The following is an 18,763-nucleotide window of genomic DNA, read 5'->3' as shown; positions in this document are numbered from 1 at the left end:
CCGCCTTTCACGGCGGTTTTTTCGTTTTGTTTCAGTGGCGCAATTACACGTCCTGAACGTCGAATTCAACAATTGGATTCACATCAGCGTCATAGTCCACGCCTTCAATGCCGAAACCGAACAGCTTCATGAATTCATCTTTGTACAGCTGATAATCAGTCAGCTCGAACAGGTTCTCATTGGTCACCTGTGGCCACAGCTTCGTACAATGCTCCTGAATGTCTTCACGCAGCTCCCAGTCATCCAGACGCAGACGGTTGTCGCTGTCCAGCTCTGCAGCAGTACCGTCAGCTTTGTACAGACGCTGTGAGAACATACGGAAGATCTGCTCCATACAACCCTCATGAACGCCTTCTTCGCGCATTTTCTTGAAGACCATCGCGATGTACAGAGGCATCACAGGAATTGCCGCACTGGCCTGAGTCACAACACTCTTCAGAACTGCCACGTTTGCAGTACCGTTAGCAGCAGACAGTTTCTTGCTCAATTCATCCGCAGCACGGTCCAGGTCCATTTTGGCCTTGCCCAGTGCACCGTGCCAGTAAATCGGCCAGGTGATTTCTGTACCAATGTAGCTGTAAGCAACAGTCTTACAACCTTCAGCCAGAACACCTGCATCTGCCAGTGCATTGATCCACAGCTCCCAGTCCTGGCCGCCCATGACTTTCACTGTATCTTCAACTTCCTGCTCAGTTGCAGGCTCAACACTGGCTTCAATCAGTACATCTTTGTTGGTATCAACCGCGGTCGCCGTGTAGGTTTCACCCATAGGTTTCAGGCTGGAGCGGATCAGCTCACCACTGTCCGGCATTTTACGGACCGGAGAAGCCAGGGAGTACACAACCATATCAATCTGACCCAGATCTTCTTTGATCAGCTCGATAACTTTTTGCTTCATCTCGTGAGAGAACGCATCACCGTTCAGACTCTTGGAATACAGGCCTTCTTCTTTGGCGAATTTGTCGAATGCCGCAGAGTTATACCAGCCCGCAGAGCCTGGTTTTTTCTCGGTGCCCTGCTTTTCCAGGAAAACACCAATGGTTGCAGCACCGGAGCCGAAAGCAGCAGCGATGCGGGAAGCCAGACCGTAGCCAGTGGAAGAGCCAACCACCAGTACACGCTTCGGACCGTTCTCCAGTTTCGGCTGGGCCTTGGTGTACTCAATTTGCTCTTTGACGTTTGCTTCACAACCCACAGGATGAGTTGTTGTACAAATGAATCCACGAATTTTTGGTTTGATGATCATTTCGTTTTCTTCCTTTGTTCTGTTGCCCGTAGGATAAAAGGTTAGTCACTAATTCGCATCAGTTTTATGTTCGAAATCGACAAAATTAGCCAGTGGTTGGAGGTGTTGAGGCAGAATATTTGATATTGAGCCATGAGTTGCCGAAGAAAACCGCAGTCTGTCTGCATCTCATTTCCCCCGGAACAGAAGATATCATGGTCGATCGATAAAAAAATACCGCGCAAATGCGCGGTATATTTGACCACCAGGTTTATTCTTCGACTAAGCAATCAAATTGCTTATCAGGCAGCTTTCCCTGGCTGTAAGACGCCCTTTTTAAACGCTTCCGGTGCAAAGTGATCCACTTGGATCGCACGGGATCTCAATTGGTCAGCATTATGCACTTTCTCAACTTCAGCGTCTGTGATAACGCCCGCATCCAGAGCAATTTTCAGCTTCTCAGCCAGCGGCGCCTTGCGTGGCACGGTGCCAGCTTTCACTGCTTTCGCAATTTTACGCTCAACGTCACGCACACCATACATCGCAACAAATGCACGTTCCATAATCGCAACCGGATCGCCGTCTTTCTCACCGACGTAGCAATTGGTCGTCAGGCGATCACGCGCTACTCCCGGCGTCATCATGAGTTTTGAAATCGCCAGCTTCAGCTCATCCTTCGGCGCTTCATAATGAATCCCCAGCGGGAATGTCAGTGTACGCAGCACACGACCCACACCTTTACGCGGGAAGTTGTTGAAGACTTCATCGAAAGCAATACCACACTTGTGCAGGCAGTGTTGCAGCGCGTAATGCACCATAGGTAAGTCTTCCTGCTGACGCCCTTCCGTTTCAAAACGTTTCAGAACCGCAGAAGCCAGGTACAAATGACTTAAAACGTCACCCAGACGAGCCGAGACCATTTCACGGCGTTTCAGCTCACCACCCAGCGTCAGCATGGAGAAATCAGCTGCCACAGCCAGTGCACGGCTCATGCGGGACAGATGGCGGTAGTAGTAAGCCGTTTCACCTGCAACAGGTGCACGGTTGAGCTGAGAACCGGTAAACGCGTTCAACAGTGCCTTACTGACGTTACCCACTGCAAAACCAATGTGCTTGAACAGCAACTGGTCAAAATCTTTTGCCGCCTGATCGGCATCAGGATTCGCCGCAGCTTCCATTTCCTGCAGAACGTATGGATGACAACGCGTGGCCCCCTGACCGAAGATCATCAGGTTACGGGTCAGAATGTTCGCACCTTCCACGGTGATTGCCACCGGAATACCAATATACTGATTCGCCAGATAGTTCATCGGACCAGCCTGAATCCCGCGACCGGCATGAATATCCATCGCATCATTCAAAATGGTGCGGGCCATTTCTGTCATGTGGTATTTGGCAATCGCAGTCACAATCCCCGGCTTCTCTTTCATATCCAGTGAAGTCGTGGTCAGTGTGCGGGCGGCCTCCAGCATGTAGGTCATCCCGCCGATACGGCCCAGCGATTCTGCGACACCTTCAAAGTGACCAATCGACATGCCAAACTGCTTCCGGACATAAGCGTAAGCACCGGTAGTCCTTGAAGTCAGGTGGCCGACAGCAGTTCCCAGTGCAGGCAGAGAGATACCACGTCCTGCAGACAGACATTCCACCAGCATCCGCCAGCCGCGGCCAACGTAATCCTGACCACCGATGACCCATTCCATCGGAATGAACACATCTTCACCCCGGGTCGGACCGTTCATGAATGCACCGCCCAGCGGGTCATGACGTTCGCCGATTTCAACTCCGGCATGATTTGCAGGAATCAGGGCACAGGTAATGCCGATATCTTTCTTGTCACCAATCAGGCCATCCGGATCCTGAAGTTTGAATGCCAGTCCCAGAACCGTAGCAACCGGTGCCAGCGTGATATAACGCTTGTTCCAGCTCACACGGATACCCAGCACATCTTCACCTTCGTGTTCGCCGTAGCAAACAACACCCATATCCGGAATCCCACCGGCATCTGAACCCGCTTCCGGGCCAGTCAGGGCAAAACAAGGAATATCTGTGCCATCGGCCAGACGCGGCAGCCAGTAATTTTTCTGCGCTTCCGTACCATAATGAGTCAGCAGTTCGCCCGGACCCAGAGAGTTCGGCACCATCACAGACACCGCCGCACTCTGGCTGCGGGTCGCAATCCGAGTCACAATCGTTGAGTTCGCATGTGCCGAAAACTCACGACCACCATACTGCTTACCAATGATCAGTGAGAAGAACTTTTCTTTGCGCAGGTATGTCCATACCTCAGACGGCAAATCACGGTCTTCCCGAACAATCTGGTTGTCATCCAGCATCGCCAGCAGGGTTTCCAGCTCATTATCAATGAAATGCTGTTCTTCCTCGCTCAGCTTGGGGGTCGGATATTTCAGCAACGTGTTCCAGTCTGGTTTTCCGGCAAACAACTGGCCATCCCACCAGACACTCCCCGCTTCCATCGCTTCTCGCTCTGTGTCGGATAGCGGCGGCAGTACTTTCTTAAAAACCTTGAAAGCCGGATCACTGATGTAGCGTTGTCTCAAGCTTTTGTTACTCATGGGTCACGTCCTTTTGTCTCTCTGCCTCATCTTGGCAACATTTATTGTTTTGCAGGGTTCAGTATGAGTTTTCTATTGCATTGCTGACTGGTGACGTCATCTCGATGGGGGCTGCAACGCCTGCAGCCAGATACGGCACCATACGATCAATTAAATCAGCGGTGGTGACGGCACATTTGAAATCGTTCTCTGCAATTTCCCGCAGCGCAGTACTGGAAGCCATCGTGAATACTGAAGCGCCCAGGGTGAAATGCAGACGCCAGAAAAGTGTTTCCGGATCCAGAGAAGGGTTCGCACGGCAAACGGCTTTTGTGAACAGATTCAGCACCTGACTGTAGCGGGTGACAATAAACCAGCGCAGGTGCCCCTGAACATCTGTATAGCCACGGCCAATCAGAGACATAAAAATCGTCGCGCCATTCGGGCGGAAATCACTGAGCTTCAGCAGCGGCTGTTTAGTACAGCGAAAGACATCTTCCATCGAGAAATCATCGCGGGTCAGCAGCACTTCCAGCTCTTGCTTCAGGGCAGGCATGAACTCTTCCAGATAGCGGCTGAGCACTGCACGAATCAGGGTTTTCTTATCACCATAGTGATAGTTCACAGAGGCCAGGTTGACTCCCGCTTTGCTGGTAATAGTACGCAGCGAAGTTTCCTTAAAGCCATGCTCTGCAAACAGCAGCTCAGCGGCATCCAGAATTCGGCTTTTTGTATCAGCTTTGATTGCCATGTTAAGTCACCCGTATTAAACACATGTTTAAACTCTACACCCTGCTAACAGATTTAACAAGCGATGAACAGAGTCGTGAGATTGAATAACAGAAAAAAATATAAAAAATGAGAGATGAAATGGGAACCATGCTTTATTGACGTAGTCATACATAGTGCCACTGCTTTTTCTTAGAAGATTTTCTTCAAAGCCCGTTTCCATTTGGTTACGGGTTTTCTTTCATTTGAAGCCAGTGAACGCCACATCGCCAGCCTTAAATGCATTCTTCAAACAAATATCAGCTTTATTCCCGCTTCGAAATCAGCCAGTTAGAAAAAAACATGAAAAAAGTAATGTGAATGCGGAACTAAGCCCATGCCCTCAGGTCATAACAAGTGACATTAAGATTAACGAATTGACTGATTCACCGGCCGCCCATGAATGGTTCATTGAACAGCTTTAATCGACAATGCCACTGCTGCTAAACTCCTAATTGTGTTAAGGATACATTCCTCCCGCTGACAATTCAGCGGGATTTTTTTATCTGCGTCACGAAGCAAAATTCAGTCTGCAAGTCGGCTGAAGTCAGTACTCCGGCGCCAGTGACAACAGATCCTCATGTTGCCAATCAAGTCCCAACTCGCGGGCAGTCCTTTCTGCATTGATCCATTTTCCGTTTTCACCTTCTTGCAGAAACTCAGGAACCGGTAACCCGGCCAGCCTTGCCATTTCACGGTAATAAAGCTCACGACTCGGATGCTGCGGTGCACATAAATGCAGGGTGGTCATTGTCGGCCAGCGTTTCAGCATTGCCATGACAGCACGAATGACGTCATCGAGATGTACCAGATTCACAGGCGCCCTGCCGTTGGCAATTGCCTGCCCGCCGGCCAGGTATTTAACCGGGTGGCGATGAGGGCCAATCAGACCGGCAAGCCGCAAGACGATCAGATCCTGTCCCCACATCTGACGCAGACTTTGCTCCAGATGGAAATGAGCCTGACCAGATATCGTCGTGGGAACAGGTATTGTGTCTTCAGTGACTTCCCCTTCTGCATCACCATAAACTGATGTCGTGCTGATAAAAATCATCCGCTTGCAGCCCGCTTGTTTTGCAGCCTGCGACAAACCGGTAATTTTTTCGATATAAGATGCAGCAGTCATGTTACGGCGACCCGGCGGGACGTTCACGATGAGCAGATCGGCCGACAAAAAATCTTCAAGGGATGCAATATCAGCAGTACCTAACGGCAGCTGCAAGACAACACCATCGATCCCCGCTTGCCGAAGACTTTGAATACCAGACTCACTCTGTTTTGTGCCTGTCACCGGAAAACCGGCCTGACTCAGAGATTTAGCAAGAGGCTGCCCCAGCCAGCCACAACCGCAAATACTGATACGCATTTTTGTTTCCATTGAGATATTCCTTGTCGTCAGCGGGCGTTGTATTTTTGTTGTACATTTAATTCAATCTGTAAATTAATTCCGCCACTTGAAAATTAATAACGCAAACCAGCGGAATACTCGGTATTTCATTCATTTTTCCCCTTTAAAATCATTTCAAAACTGAAAGGGAAAGTAGATCGTGATCAAACTATAATAAAAAGGAAAAGTGATTTTCAGAGATTTACTAGGAGGCGTGAAAAGAAAAGTAGTATAGTTTCATCATATTCGACATCGTTCCTACGATCTCGCCAATTTTGAAATTCAGTAACGAATCGCGGTTATCGCTATGAATACCCTTGAAAAAATACAAAACAATCTGGAAAACTTCAGTAAGTCCGAGCGTAAAGTTGCTGAAGTGATCATTGCTTCCCCGCAAACCGCTATTCATTCAAGCATCGCGACACTGGCCAAAATGGCCGATGTCAGTGAGCCAACGGTCAACCGTTTTTGTCGTCGCCTGGATACCAAAGGCTTCCCGGATTTCAAACTCCACCTTGCCCAAAGTCTGGCAAACGGCACACCTTACGTGAACCGTAATGTTGAAGAAGACGACAGTGCTGAAGCCTACACGGCAAAAATTTTCGAATCAACAATGGCTTGCCTTGATGTTGCGAAAAGTAGTCTGGATGCCATGCAGATAAACCGCGCTGTGGATCTGCTCACGCAAGCCAAGCGTATTTCTTTCTTTGGGCTGGGTGCTTCAGCGTCCGTCGCGCATGATGCCATGAACAAATTCTTCCGCTTTAACATCCCAATTGTCTGTTTTGACGATGTTGTGATGCAGCGGATGAGTGTCATCAACTGCAGTGATAACGATGTTGTGGTTCTCATTTCTCACACCGGCCGGACCAAAAACCTGGTAGAAATTGCTGCCATGGCCCGTGAAAATGGTGCCACCGTGATCGGGATTACCGCTAAGGACTCGCCACTGGATCGTGAATGCTCGCTGTCTATCTGCCTGGATGTCCCGGAAGATACCGATATCTACATGCCGATGGCCAGCCGCGTCGTCCAGATGACTGTCATTGATGTGCTTGCCACAGGCTTTACCCTGCGCCGTGGCCCTGGCTTCAGAGAAAACCTCAAGCGCGTGAAAGAGTCGATCAAAGACTCCCGTATCGCGAAAGAAGGTCTGTTTTAAACGCAGAGCTCCGGCTACGGAAAAACAATCTCCGCAAAACCAATGCGCTGAAAATCCCTGAAAGCATGGCTTTATCGCCATGCTTTTCTTTTTTATACTCTCAGAGTTTGAAACAGAACATTCACATTCAATTTTCATGGATGAAAATGACGAACATGGACTGTTAAATTCATCAATTCATTGTCCTATGTCGCCTTTTCATCACAATCACCTGTAATAATATTACAGATAGTGATAACACTATATAGCCACGCATCCTCAGGATGCCTGGGTATTATAATTACCTCATCTCAACGTATCCTTTCGACTAGATGGAGAGCTTCATGTCTCAAAGGCTAAGACGTACCAAGATTGTAACCACACTCGGCCCTGCTACCGATCGCGACAACAACCTCGAAGCCATCATTGCGGCCGGTGCTAACGTGGTACGCATGAACTTTTCTCACGGCAGCCCTGAAGACCATATCCAGCGCACTAAAAAAGTACGTGAAATTGCCGCTAAACTTGGCCGCCACGTTGCCATTCTTGGCGACCTGCAAGGCCCGAAAATCCGGATTTCGACCTTTAAAGAAGGCAAAATTCACCTGGCTGTCGGTGACACCTTTACGCTCGACAGCGAGCTGCCAAAAGGCGAAGGCAGCAAACAGGCTGTAGGCCTGGACTATAAAGAATTACCCAAAGATGTCGGCCCTGCCGATGTTCTGTTGTTAGATGACGGCCGTGTTCAGCTTGAAGTCACTCAGGTCGAAGGAAACAAAGTTCACACCAAAGTGATTGTTGGCGGTCCGCTGTCAAACAACAAAGGAATCAACAAAAAAGGCGGCGGTCTGTCTGCTGAAGCCCTGACTGAAAAAGATAAAGCCGACATCATCACTGCTGCGGCAATGAATGTTGATTACCTGGCTGTCTCCTTCCCGCGTAACGGCGAAGACATGCACTACGCTCGCCGCCTTGCGACGGATGCAGGCCTGAATGCGCGTCTGGTAGCAAAAGTTGAACGTGCTGAAGCTGTGGCCAGTGAAGAAGCCATGGATGACATCATCCTGGCTTCCGATGCCGTTATGGTCGCCCGGGGTGATCTGGGTGTTGAAATTGGCGATCCGGAACTGATTGGCGTTCAGAAAAAACTGATTCGACGCGCGCGCAGCCTGAACCGTACGGTCATCACCGCCACACAGATGATGGAATCAATGATCACCAGCCCGATGCCAACCCGTGCCGAAGTCATGGACGTTGCTAACGCCGTGCTGGATGGTACCGATGCCGTGATGCTATCTGCGGAGACAGCGGCTGGGGATTACCCGGTTGAAACGGTACAAGCCATGTCGAGCGTGTGTCTGGGTGCGGAAAAAGAGCACAGCGTCAATGTTTCTTCTCACCGTATGGACCGTACTTTTGATACGGCCGAAGAAACCATTGCGATGTCTACCATGTATGCCGCAAACCACATGGTGGGTGTAAAGGCCATGATTACCCTGACAGAATCCGGCCGCACTCCGCTGATGATGTCACGCATCTCCTCTGGTCTGCCTATCTTTGCGCTGTCGCGTAATGAACAGACTCTGAATCGTGCGGCGCTGTACCGTGGCGTTACACCAGTGTATTTTGACCGTGAAGGTGATGCGGGTCTGGATGTTGCAAAACACGCCGTGAACGATCTGAAAGAACTGAACCTGCTCAAATCGGGTGACCTGGTCATTATCACGCAGGGCGACATCATGGATACAGTCGGCAGCACGAACAACATGCGAATTCTGACTGTAGAATAAAGCGCGCTGCATTCAGTAAAAGAAAAAAGCTTGCGTACACCGCAAGCTTTTTTTCTTTCAAACAGTCACAATTCTGGCTGAATCCAGTGCGGATTGATCCGGGCGGTCAGAATATGATCTTCCCATCGCCCATTAATCAGCAGATATTCTCTAGCCACGCCTTCCTGTTCAAAGCCAGCTGATTTCAGTACCGCTGCACTTCGCTGATTTCGAGGAATATACGCAGCCATCACCCGATGAAAATGCTGTTCCTCAAACATCCAGCGGATCGCGGCATTCAGGGCCCGTCGCATGATCCCCTTCCCCTGCAGCTTTTCATCCAGCGAATATCCCACATGACAGGCATAAAAAGGATGACGGACCAGATTGCTGAAATTAATCACGCCGCAGACTTCGTCTGACCCTTCTCTGAAAATCACAAAATAATAGGCCAGATGATGCTTATGAAGCTCTGTCAGCTGTGCCAGCCGTCGCTCCCACCCCGCCACCGTGAAAAAAGCAGGATCCCGAAGCGGCTCCCAAGGCTGAAGAAAATTTTTATTGCGCTGATAATAAGCAGCAATCTGATGTGCATCTCTGTTGGTCACCAGACGAACTGTCAATTCATCGACTTTCAAAGAGGATGAGCGCTGAATAATTGAATGAAACAAGCTGACCTCTGCTTACTGCATCTATACTTTCTAGTTAACGCGACCGGCATTTTTTGTCGAGCGTTGAATGGCCTGACCCAGGCAGAATTTGTCGCTCTCTGACTATCTAAGGCAACTATGTACTACGATCTCATCCACACGGAGCTCGGCCTTATTTTTCTGCAAGCCGACCAAGAGGGACTGAAATTACTCGCCTTTGCCAGTGACGGTTTCCAACCCTCTCCAAGCTGGATTCACCACCCTGAGAAAATGCACGAATATTCCAGTCAGGTAAAGGAATACCTCAGAGGCCAGCGCCAGCAGTTTTCTCTGTCCCTGGCACCAACAGGCACAGACTTTCAAAAGAAAGTGTGGCTGGCAATTCAGGAAATTCCTTACGGGCAAATCATGACCTGCCAGCAAATTGCTGCACAGCTGGGAAACAAAAAGGCACATCAGGCGGTCGCACTGGCAAAGAATGTGAATCCCATCCCTCTGGTCATCCCCTGCCACCGTGTGGCTTGTGACCATCCCAGATTAAGCTGTCGTTTCGGGCTGGATCTGATTCATCGCCTGCGAGAACTGGAAGCCGGTCATATTCAGCCTCAGCTCTTACCGCTCTGAACTGTCTTCAGTTACAGAGCGGTTCACAGGTTAAGGTTTATTAATACCGTACTCACGCAGTTTATTTGCGACTGCCGTGTGAGAAACACCCAGGCGTTTCGCCAGTTTGCGGGTTGACGGATAACTGCGATACAGGTTTGACAGAATGCCGGACTCATACCGTTTCATGATGTCATCCAGTGTCCCGTCGAGCGTCTCTTCGTTGATCACGCTGGCAGACTCATGTTCCGGCAGATGAATATCATCCACCGTCATTTCATTACTTTCCAGCTGTGTCATCGCACGGAACAGCACATTGCGAAGCTGGCGGATGTTCCCCGGCCACGCATACTGACTCAGCATCTGAGACAATTTATCGGAAAGCGCAGGTTTCGGCTGCTGAAGTTCCTGAGCAAACTGAGACACAAAGAGCTCAGCCAAAGGCACGATATCCGCAGCACGCTCCCGCAATGGCGGTACAACCAGCGACAGCACATTCAGACGATAGTAAAGGTCCTCACGGAACTGTCCCGCAGCCACCAGATCCGGCAAGCGTTTCTGCGTCGAGCAAATCACCCGGACGTCGACCTTCACTTCATGTTCTTCACCCACGCGGCGGAAAGTACCGTCTTGCAGGAATCGCAGCAGTTTCACCTGCAGATGAGAGGACATCTCACCAATTTCATACAGGAAAACGGTCCCGCCGCTGGCTTGCTCGAAAATCCCTTTTTTGCCCGGTTCACCGCCTGTCCCGGCAACCCCGAACAATTCAGTTTCAGCGGCATTGTCTGGCATGGAGACACAGTTCACCAGCAGAAATGGTTTATCCCGTCTCAGAGAACGCTGATGACAGGCACGGGCAAGCATTTCTTTACCGGTACCGGTTTCACCCTGAATCAGCAGCGGAGCATCCAGCAGCGACAATTTCTTCGCCTGCGCTATCAGATGGCGGAAACGCGAAGACTGACCAACCAGATGTTCGAAACCGTTATCACCGCTAATCTGACGCATTGCCAGCGGCATTTTCGCTTCAGAAAGTGATTTCAGCAGAATCACAGCACTGGCCAGCACTTCATTTTCCGCATCATCCGTAACATAAACCGGCAGGACTTCCATCAGATAATCCAGCCCGGCCAGTACGACCATTTCGCTGTAATGTTTGGCGCCGTCTTTCTCCAGCCAACGGTTGAAGTTAAACCCCAGAACACTGTGTATGGTCTCACCGAGGACGGCTTCACGGGATTTCCCCAGAACCAGCTCCGCGGGCTGATTGGTCAGGTCAATTTTGCCGTGCAGGTTGACCGAGAAAAACGGATCCGGCAACGCTTCCAGCAAAGCTTTCAACTCTTTGTGCTCACGCTCGCTGGGCATGAACTGTATTTTGCGAACATCTGTAACACCGTCCAGCTGACGGATTTGAGACATCAGCTGACGAAATTCTTCAAATTCGATTTCCGGACAATTGAGATAAATGATCCCGCTACGATCGATTTCGATACCGTGCAAATCCAATTCACGGCTGGCGAGAATATCCAGTAGTTCGCGGGTCATTCCTAGCCGGTCGACACAAAAGACTTGTAGTCTCATAGCAATTGCCTATTCACTCCAGACTAACTGTCAACAATTCGTGACACGGAAGAAGTGTGCGCGGAAGTTTCCGGATCGTCAAGACAGTAAATGCACAAGGTGAGAGCTGTATCGTGATGATATGGCGGCAAAAAAGCCCAATTGATGATTCATGCCATAGATTGAATAAAAAACAACCAGCCCGAGTCCCTGGCTGGTTGTCTGCAATATCCTGAATCAGGTCTTTGGTGTCTCTGATTGATCCGCCCCCAAGCGCCCGATTAAATCCCGGCGAATATCGCTTAATGCCGGAGCCTGATCCGGTTGCCAGGGCAATGGACGCATCAGATTCATCGCCTTCAGCCCCAGCCGCCCGGTCAGCAGGCCAATCCCCAGTCCCTGCGCAGCTCTGGCGGACAAGCGCCCCGTCAGGTGGACAGACAACAGATCCATACTGCTGTCTGTGATTAACTCACTGGCCCCGGCAATCGCCATATTTTTCAGAACCAGTTTAAACAACTGAATTCGGGACCAGTAACCCAGTTCAATCCCATAGACAGCCGCAATCTGGTCAATCAAACGGAAATTACGCCAGGCCACCAGTAAAGCATCGGCAATCGCCAGCGGGCTGACTGCCACCATCAAAGCAGCTTCACGGGCATACTTCACCACCAGTTTTTTCGCCTGCTTATCCTGCTGACTGACCACCAAGTGATCGTACATCTGCATTACTTCCGCATCATTATGCGTGGCGGCAAGCGACGCCAGCCATCGGCTGTAACCGGCATTTTCATGCGTAATCCCGCCTTGTTTTGCCAATCGGGTACAGAACGCTTTCCCCTGGCCGATACCGTCTTCAGCCAGCAATTGTTCTGCCTGCTCACGCTCCGTCTGCCGTGCTTTCAGACGACGCAGACGCACCCATTCACGGCCAATCGCACCAATTCCCGTGGCAGCCACGGAAGCCACCAGCACACTCCAGCCCAGTGATAGCCAGTCGCCACTCTGATAAGCCGTAGCGACATAATCCACACTCTGCCAGACGGTCAGACCCACGCCCCCGAGCAGCAACGTCTTCAGCCAGCGTCCTTTTGAGCTGCGCTTGCCCAGTGTTTTCTGCAACTGCGCCTCAGCCTGCGTTTCCTGCTCATCTTCAGGTCCGGCGGGCAGAAAGCTCTTCTGTTCACCGGCAAATTCATAACGGGCTTTCAGCTCAGGCGACGCCTGAGCCTGTTCTTGTTCGTCGAATACAATCTTGCTTTGATACGATTTCGTCATCGTAATTTATCTCCCAGCAAAAACGACAGGGTTTTGTCCATTCGGATATGCGGCAACGGCTCATCACTTTGCTGTGGCAACGGCCGGAAGCTGACAAAGTCAAAGCGCTGCGCTTGCCAGAAACTGTCATCCGGCAGTCGTCTCGGAACTTCTCCCGGAAACAGGGTTTGTGCCTGTCCGGATAACGTATGCCCCCGCAGCGCGGGCACCTGCGTTCCCTGATGCGTGACAAAACCCGGTTCAGTCGCCTGAATCGCCGCCAGACTGGTACAACTCATATTGATGCCTTCAAACGATGCGGTCTGCCAGGCTTCGTTAACCATTTGCTGGAGCAGACTGACCAGATTCGGGTGCTGTTCCGGGGTCACATGATCCGCTTTGGTGGCGGCAAACAGCACTTTATCAATCCGGGGCGAGAACAGACGACGCAACAACGAGCTGCGGCCATAATGAAAACTCTGCATCAGTTGATTGAGTGCGTGACGCATGTCGTTGAAAGACTCCGGCCCGGCATTCAGCGGCTGCAGACAATCAACCAGAATGATCTGCCGGTCAAAGCGAGAAAAATGCTCGCGGTAGAAACCTTTCACCACATGCTGCTGATAGTACTTATAGCGGCTGCGCAGCATGCCAAAGTTGGTGTTATCGCCTGCATCCCTGAGCTGGCTTTCGCTGTATTTCTCCAGCCACATGAAAGGAAAGAACTGAAGCACCGGCGCACCGGCCAGTTCCCCCGGTAACACAAAACGCCCGGGCTGAACCCAGTGCAAACCCGCTTCAGCCTTACATTTATAGAGATATTCCGTAAATTGCGCGGCCAGTTTCGCCAATGCGCTTTCATCTGCAGCCGCCAGCGGGTCGAAGGCTTCTCCTGCGCTCAGCCAGCTCTTTGCCAGTGCCTGACGACGTCCCGTCATCAGCCGGACCTGTTGTTTTGACCACGCCAGATAGTCCATCTCCAGCAACGGTAAATCGAGCAGCCATTCTCCCGGATAGTCAATAATATCCAGATACAGAGTGGCGGTATCCTGCAACAATTTCAGCGGGCCTTTCTGCGGCTTGAATCGCAGCGCCATTCGGATCTGGCTGACATCCCGGGTCGGCTCAGGCCAGTGCGGCGGAGTCGTCAGCAATGCCTGCATCCCCTCTTCATAACCGAAAGCTGGTACATGCATGTCAATCTGAGGCACCCGGCGGGCCCCCAGCAGATAACCATCGCTGACGGCCGGAAATAAAGGCAGCCTCGGGTTGGTACTGACATGCTGTAACTGATTAACCAACGAAGTAATAAATGCCGTTTTCCCTGCCCGGGATAATCCAGTCACGGCAAGCCTGACGTGCCTGTCCAGACCTCGGTTCACCAGCTTATTGAGCTCTTGCCCCAAATGAATCATATCCTGCCCTTTGAATTTGAGTTGTGATTGGCTGGAACAGAAAAGCAGGCCGCTGCCTGCTTTACTTCTGACACCTGAATTCATTCAGGTTCATTTTTACGGTTTAAAGCTGCTTAAAAGCTTTCTCGACATTGAAGGCAGAGGAAGTCACATAAGCTTCCATCTCCCGAAGCTTACTTTCCATCCCGTCCATCTCGGTCTCAAGATTATCAAGCACCTGTGATGGCGGTTGTCCCGACTGCCAGGGTTTCTGCTTCAGGGTATGCTCTTTATAAGCATTCTGCTGCATTTGTCGTTCCTCTGGCATCTTGTCCAGAAACAGGCAGGCTGCAACGTAAGCAAGGATGACAAAAAAACCTAACAGCAGAAACGCAGACACGGTGAGGATACGCACCACCCAGGCTTCCATACCGAAATACTCTGCAACCCCGGCACAGACACCCCCCAACTTACCGTTCTTCGGATCGCGATATAAGGTTTTTGTCATGACTTCTGCCTCCAGTGCGGTGCTTCAGCATCCAGTATTTTTTCCAGCGTGATAATCCGCTGCTGCATTTGCTCAGCCCGCTCAACCAGCGCCTGTAATTTACTCGCTTCCTCACCGGAGAGACCCTGCGCGGAATGACGTTTACTGCGATAGTGCAGAATCAGCCACAAGGGGGCGACAAATACCAGAAAGACAATCAACGGCCCGATAATGAATCCCATAGACATGCTATTTCTCCTTCCTAGGCGTTATTCTTTGTCTTTCATACCAGCTTTCAGACGCTCAAGCTCCTTTTCAATCTCATCCTGCGCCTGCAGATCGGCAAACTCCTGTTCCAGGCTCTTACCCCGACCTAAATTATAACTATCGGCTTCAGCTTCCATTTCATCAATACGACGCTCGTACTGTTCAAATTTAGACATCGCCTCATCAACTTTACTGGTGTCCAGCTGACGACGCACATCACGGCGGTTCCCCGCAGCCTGATGACGCATCACCAGTGCCTGCTGACGGGCGCGGGTTTCCTGCAGCTTCCGCTCCAGCTCAGCCACTTCATTCGCCAGCTTATTGATGGTTTCATCCACCAGCTTATATTCTTCCTCCAGCGCCAGTACCACATCACTGATTTTCTGTTTTTCAATCAGCGCGGCACGGGCCAGATCTTCACGATTTTTCTGCAGCGCCAGCGTTGCTTTATTCTGCCAGTCTTCAGACTGTGCCTGCAGGCTGGAAATCCGGCGTTGCAGCTCTTTTTTGTCTGCCATCGCTTTGGCAGAAGAAGTACGGACTTCAACCAGCGTATCTTCCATCTCCTGAATGATCAGGCGGATCATTTTTTGCGGATCTTCTGCTTTATCCAGTAATGAATTGACGTTGGCGTTCACGATATCCGCAAAGCGAGAAAAAATACCCATAATTGTCTCTCCTTCATTGCCGTAACCGCGAAACCGGGTTACCAGCATTGTGATGTTTGATTTCACCAGACAGCCATCTGTCTATGACTCTGCGTTGTGTATTACAAAAGCCATGCCAACTTTCAAAAACATTGAATATCAGCAAGTTAGCTTTACAGACATTGAAAGGGGCTGCTATCTTATGAATGTTTCAGCCAAGTATTGGCGAAATTGACCACCCCAGTTGCTGTAACCCCACTTTTTTGACTGAGACGGAAGAAATGATGCAAAAAACAGACAACCTGATTGGAGAATCAGAATCCTTTCTTGCAGCACTGGACCACGCTTCCCGCCTGGCACCGCTGGAACGCCCGATTCTGATTCTGGGCGAACGGGGAACCGGTAAAGAGCTGATTGCCCAGCGTATCCATTACCTTTCCAAGCGCTGGGATCAGCCGCTGGTATCCCTCAATTGTGCCGCCCTGAGCGAAGGGGTGATTGATTCTGAACTCTTCGGCCATGAAGCCGGTTCCTTTACGGGCGCCAAAGGCCGCCACCAGGGCCGCTTTGAGCGGGCTGAAGGCGGCACGCTGTTCCTTGATGAGCTTGCGACTTCACCGCTTGGCATACAGGAAAAATTGCTCCGGGTGATTGAGTATGGAGAATATGAACGGGTCGGCGGCAGCAAAACCTGCCAGGCTAACGTCAGACTGATCTGCGCCACCAATGCTGACTTACCCGCCATGGCAGACACCGGTAAATTCAGAGCCGACCTGCTTGACCGGTTAGCTTTTGACATCATTCACTTGCCGCCATTGCGAGAGCGTAAAGACGATATTCTGCCCCTGGCAGAGTACTACGCGGTCCGTATGTGCCGTGAAATGGGTTACGGCTACTTTGCCGGTTTCAGCCCAACCGCCCGGCAATCCCTGCTACGTTATCAGTGGCCCGGTAATGTCCGCGAATTAAAAAATACTGTGGAGCGCTCCGTCTTCCGCCACAGCAGAGAAGACCAGCCTGTCTCCACAATCGTTCTGGATCCCTTCTCGCCCCCATGGCATGAAGCACCACAGACAAACAGCACAGAACCTGCTGAACAAAACGCAGAACAAGCTCAGCTCCGATTACCGCTCGATTTACGCGTATTTCAGGCAGAGCAGGAAGTTCAGCTCATCAATCAGGCACTGGAACAAGCCAAGTTCAACCAGCGAAAAGCCGCGCAACTGCTTGGATTAAGCTACCATCAACTCAGAGGCTTACTCCGTAAGCATGATATGGTCGGCAGCAACCAAGAAGAATAAGAAAACGACGAGATTTCAGAAAATCACTTTGGTAATTGAAGGAGATACCTTGGTGCTTGACGCGGAAAGTGGTAAATTTAGCTACTTGTTTTTACTCTACACCTTTTGATAAGAGCGTTGTTATGAACGCCTGTTTCCGATTGCTGCTCGTCTTTACCGGATTGCTGGGTTTGACCGCCTGTTCTCAGCCCCAAGAAGACAATACCATCCGTAAGTGGGGATTTATTTATTGTGGTCAGGATACCCCATGGACCTTCAATCCGCAGTTAACTGACGGCGGCCATACGGCAGACAGCCTGGCAGCCCAGATTTTTGATCGCCTGCTCCAGTTGGACCCGGTCAGTCATTTGCCGCAGCCCGCACTTGCCAGTCGCTGGGATGTCAGTGAAGACGGCCTCGAGTACACATTTACGCTCAGAGACGATGTGCGGTTTCAGCGGACTGCGAATTTTTCGCCGACACGGCGCTTTAATGCTGAAGACGTGCTGTTCAGTTTCAAGCGGATCATCGATCCCAAGCATCCGTATCATGCCGTCTCGGGTGGCCATTATCCCTGGTTTGAAAGTCAGTCGTTTGCCCGTTTAATCGATCGCATTCAGATCATCGACAACCACCAGATCAAATTTATCCTGACCCGGCCAGACAATGCGTTTCTTTCGACGCTGGCAAGCTCTTATGCGGCCATTCATTCCGCAGAATATGCTGACCAGCTGCTGCGTCAGGGACATCCGGATTATATCGATACAAGACCGGTCGGCACCGGCCCGTTCTATATGGATGAATATCAGCCACACGATCTGATCCGGCTGAAACGCCACCCTTATTACTGGCGCGGCGCACCTTTTATGCATCAAGTGGTCTTTGATATCTCTTCGCGCGGTACCGGCTCGCTGGCTAAATTACTCAACCACGAATGTGATGTGCTGTCTTCTCCGGTTGCCAGTCAGTTGCCCGTGATTAAAAACAATCCCAACTTCGAGCTCATTGCACAAACTGCAATGAATGTGGCATTCCTCGCGATCAATAACAGCATCCCGGCACTTCAGGATGTCCGCGTCCGTCAGGCGATTAATCTGGCGATCAATCGTGAAAATCTGCTCGATTCCGTCTATTACGGTACGGGAACCAAGGCCAAAACACTGCTGCCGCCGATGTCCTGGGCGCACGCCTTTGATTTACCGGAAGTCCGTTACGATCCGGACTTGGCACTGAAATTACTGAAAGATGCCGGATACGACCATAACCTGCATCTGATCCTGGCTGTCCCGATGGAACCCAGACCCTACAATCCAAGCCCGCGCAAAACCGCAGAGCTGATTCAGGCCGATCTCCGTGCCGTCGGGATTGAAGTTACTTTACTGCTGCAGGACAGGCCGCTTCGTCCGGGTTCAGCTGCGCAAAAAAGTATCGACCTGACTCTCACGGGCTGGGTTGCAGATAATGGCGATCCGGATAACTTCCTGCGCCCTCTGCTCTCTTGCAGTGCCAAGCAAGCCGGACTGAATGTCGCGAACTGGTGCAATCTGCAATTTGATAACCTGCTTGAACTGGCTTCCCGTACCACTCAGTTGGATCAGCGGATGGACTATTACCAGTATGCGCAGGAAATATTACAGGATGAGGTCCCGGTGATCCCGCTGGCACATGGCATCCATTACCAGATCCACCATCACTCTTTGCACGGGCTGCACCTGAGTCCGTTTGGTACCCGCTCGTTTTCCAATGTGTACCGGAGCGAATAACTGA

At 50.9% G+C, this 18,763-nt stretch carries 16 protein-coding genes; 5 read left to right on the top strand and 11 right to left on the bottom strand.

Annotation, left to right across the window (positions count from 1 at the left end; genetic code table 11):
- Nucleotides 1–43: 43 nt before the first annotated feature.
- The 4 genes from fabV to SPK40_RS01830 all read right to left on the bottom strand — a co-directional run bounded on the left by fabV (nucleotide 44) and on the right by SPK40_RS01830 (nucleotide 5,926).
- Nucleotides 44–1,246, bottom strand: coding sequence for an enoyl-ACP reductase FabV (gene fabV / locus SPK40_RS01845; protein WP_330959224.1), 1,203 nt, complete (start codon nucleotides 1,244–1,246; stop codon nucleotides 44–46).
- A gap of 281 nt (nucleotides 1,247–1,527) precedes the next feature.
- A complete protein-coding gene (locus SPK40_RS01840; protein WP_330959223.1) occupies nucleotides 1,528–3,801 on the bottom strand; it encodes an acyl-CoA dehydrogenase in 2,274 nt (757 codons plus the stop codon).
- A 58-nt stretch (nucleotides 3,802–3,859) separates the two neighbouring features.
- Nucleotides 3,860–4,531 carry a TetR/AcrR family transcriptional regulator gene (locus SPK40_RS01835; RefSeq protein ID WP_330959222.1) on the bottom strand — a complete coding sequence of 224 codons (672 nt, stop codon included), beginning with the start codon at nucleotides 4,529–4,531 and terminating at the stop codon, nucleotides 3,860–3,862.
- 564 nt (nucleotides 4,532–5,095) lie between these two features.
- Nucleotides 5,096–5,926 carry an NAD-dependent epimerase/dehydratase family protein gene (locus SPK40_RS01830; protein WP_330959221.1) on the bottom strand — a complete coding sequence of 277 codons (831 nt, stop codon included), beginning with the start codon at nucleotides 5,924–5,926 and terminating at the stop codon, nucleotides 5,096–5,098.
- A gap of 316 nt (nucleotides 5,927–6,242) precedes the next feature.
- Between SPK40_RS01830 and SPK40_RS01825 the strand changes: the two genes are divergently transcribed.
- Complete coding sequence (locus SPK40_RS01825; protein WP_248140691.1) at nucleotides 6,243–7,097, top strand: MurR/RpiR family transcriptional regulator; 855 nt, start codon at nucleotides 6,243–6,245, stop codon at nucleotides 7,095–7,097.
- Between the two features lie 323 nt (nucleotides 7,098–7,420).
- Nucleotides 7,421–8,866, top strand: a complete 1,446-nt coding sequence (gene pyk, locus SPK40_RS01820; protein WP_248140692.1) for a pyruvate kinase — start codon at nucleotides 7,421–7,423, stop codon at nucleotides 8,864–8,866.
- A 65-nt stretch (nucleotides 8,867–8,931) separates the two neighbouring features.
- Here the strand turns inward: pyk and rimJ are convergent, their stop codons facing one another.
- A complete protein-coding gene (gene rimJ / locus SPK40_RS01815; RefSeq protein ID WP_330959220.1) occupies nucleotides 8,932–9,516 on the bottom strand; it encodes a ribosomal protein S5-alanine N-acetyltransferase in 585 nt (194 codons plus the stop codon).
- A gap of 117 nt (nucleotides 9,517–9,633) precedes the next feature.
- Here rimJ and SPK40_RS01810 point away from each other — a divergent pair, with 117 nt between their 5' ends.
- Nucleotides 9,634–10,119: a methylated-DNA--[protein]-cysteine S-methyltransferase gene (locus SPK40_RS01810; protein ID WP_248140694.1), complete on the top strand. Its 486-nt coding sequence runs from the start codon at nucleotides 9,634–9,636 to the stop codon at nucleotides 10,117–10,119.
- 30 nt (nucleotides 10,120–10,149) lie between these two features.
- On the opposite strand, the gene tyrR is transcribed toward SPK40_RS01810, so the two are convergent.
- The 6 genes from tyrR to pspA form a co-directional block, all read right to left on the bottom strand.
- On the bottom strand, nucleotides 10,150–11,685 hold the full coding sequence (gene tyrR / locus SPK40_RS01805; protein WP_248140695.1) for a transcriptional regulator TyrR: 1,536 nt from the start codon (nucleotides 11,683–11,685) through the stop codon (nucleotides 10,150–10,152).
- Nucleotides 11,686–11,901: 216 nt separating this feature from the next.
- Complete coding sequence (locus SPK40_RS01800; protein ID WP_330959219.1) at nucleotides 11,902–12,942, bottom strand: YcjF family protein; 1,041 nt, start codon at nucleotides 12,940–12,942, stop codon at nucleotides 11,902–11,904.
- A complete protein-coding gene (locus SPK40_RS01795) occupies nucleotides 12,939–14,336 on the bottom strand; it encodes a YcjX family protein (protein WP_330959838.1) in 1,398 nt (465 codons plus the stop codon). Before SPK40_RS01795 ends, SPK40_RS01800 begins: the two co-directional genes overlap by 4 nt.
- A gap of 103 nt (nucleotides 14,337–14,439) precedes the next feature.
- Nucleotides 14,440–14,823 (bottom strand): envelope stress response membrane protein PspC, encoded by a 384-nt coding sequence (pspC, locus tag SPK40_RS01790; protein WP_248140699.1) that lies wholly within the window; start codon nucleotides 14,821–14,823, stop codon nucleotides 14,440–14,442.
- Nucleotides 14,820–15,050, bottom strand: a complete 231-nt coding sequence (gene pspB, locus SPK40_RS01785) for an envelope stress response membrane protein PspB (protein WP_248140702.1) — start codon at nucleotides 15,048–15,050, stop codon at nucleotides 14,820–14,822. Before pspB ends, pspC begins: the two co-directional genes overlap by 4 nt.
- 21 nt (nucleotides 15,051–15,071) lie before the next feature.
- Nucleotides 15,072–15,737 (bottom strand): phage shock protein PspA, encoded by a 666-nt coding sequence (gene pspA / locus SPK40_RS01780; RefSeq protein WP_330959218.1) that lies wholly within the window; start codon nucleotides 15,735–15,737, stop codon nucleotides 15,072–15,074.
- A gap of 263 nt (nucleotides 15,738–16,000) precedes the next feature.
- Between pspA and pspF the strand changes: the two genes are divergently transcribed.
- Both pspF and sapA read left to right on the top strand, forming a co-directional pair.
- Nucleotides 16,001–17,017, top strand: a complete 1,017-nt coding sequence (pspF, locus tag SPK40_RS01775; RefSeq protein WP_330959217.1) for a phage shock protein operon transcriptional activator — start codon at nucleotides 16,001–16,003, stop codon at nucleotides 17,015–17,017.
- Nucleotides 17,018–17,139: 122 nt separating this feature from the next.
- Complete coding sequence (gene sapA, locus SPK40_RS01770) at nucleotides 17,140–18,759, top strand: ABC transporter substrate-binding protein SapA (protein ID WP_330959216.1); 1,620 nt, start codon at nucleotides 17,140–17,142, stop codon at nucleotides 18,757–18,759.
- Nucleotides 18,760–18,763 lie beyond the last annotated feature (4 nt).

The organism is Photobacterium sp. 53610, assembly GCF_036409375.1.
Lineage (GTDB): Bacteria > Pseudomonadota > Gammaproteobacteria > Enterobacterales > Vibrionaceae > Photobacterium.
Note: the sequence above shows the minus strand (reverse complement) of the source record. Positions and strands in the feature narration are given on the sequence as shown.

What these genes read in the sequence shown, in the direction of transcription:
- fabV (WP_330959224.1), bottom strand. Translation starts at nt 1,246, where the DNA reads ATGATCATCAAACCAAAAATTCGTGGATTCATTTGTACAACAACTCAT.
- SPK40_RS01840 (WP_330959223.1), bottom strand. Translation starts at nt 3,801, where the DNA reads ATGAGTAACAAAAGCTTGAGACAACGCTACATCAGTGATCCGGCTTTC.
- SPK40_RS01835 (WP_330959222.1), bottom strand. Translation starts at nt 4,531, where the DNA reads ATGGCAATCAAAGCTGATACAAAAAGCCGAATTCTGGATGCCGCTGAG.
- SPK40_RS01830 (WP_330959221.1), bottom strand. Translation starts at nt 5,926, where the DNA reads ATGGAAACAAAAATGCGTATCAGTATTTGCGGTTGTGGCTGGCTGGGG.
- SPK40_RS01825 (WP_248140691.1), top strand. Translation starts at nt 6,243, where the DNA reads ATGAATACCCTTGAAAAAATACAAAACAATCTGGAAAACTTCAGTAAG.
- pyk (WP_248140692.1), top strand. Translation starts at nt 7,421, where the DNA reads ATGTCTCAAAGGCTAAGACGTACCAAGATTGTAACCACACTCGGCCCT.
- SPK40_RS01810 (WP_248140694.1), top strand. Translation starts at nt 9,634, where the DNA reads ATGTACTACGATCTCATCCACACGGAGCTCGGCCTTATTTTTCTGCAA.
- tyrR (WP_248140695.1), bottom strand. Translation starts at nt 11,685, where the DNA reads ATGAGACTACAAGTCTTTTGTGTCGACCGGCTAGGAATGACCCGCGAA.
- SPK40_RS01800 (WP_330959219.1), bottom strand. Translation starts at nt 12,942, where the DNA reads ATGACGAAATCGTATCAAAGCAAGATTGTATTCGACGAACAAGAACAG.
- SPK40_RS01795 (WP_330959838.1), bottom strand. Translation starts at nt 14,336, where the DNA reads ATGATTCATTTGGGGCAAGAGCTCAATAAGCTGGTGAACCGAGGTCTG.
- pspC (WP_248140699.1), bottom strand. Translation starts at nt 14,823, where the DNA reads ATGACAAAAACCTTATATCGCGATCCGAAGAACGGTAAGTTGGGGGGT.
- pspB (WP_248140702.1), bottom strand. Translation starts at nt 15,050, where the DNA reads ATGTCTATGGGATTCATTATCGGGCCGTTGATTGTCTTTCTGGTATTT.
- pspA (WP_330959218.1), bottom strand. Translation starts at nt 15,737, where the DNA reads ATGGGTATTTTTTCTCGCTTTGCGGATATCGTGAACGCCAACGTCAAT.
- pspF (WP_330959217.1), top strand. Translation starts at nt 16,001, where the DNA reads ATGCAAAAAACAGACAACCTGATTGGAGAATCAGAATCCTTTCTTGCA.
- sapA (WP_330959216.1), top strand. Translation starts at nt 17,140, where the DNA reads ATGAACGCCTGTTTCCGATTGCTGCTCGTCTTTACCGGATTGCTGGGT.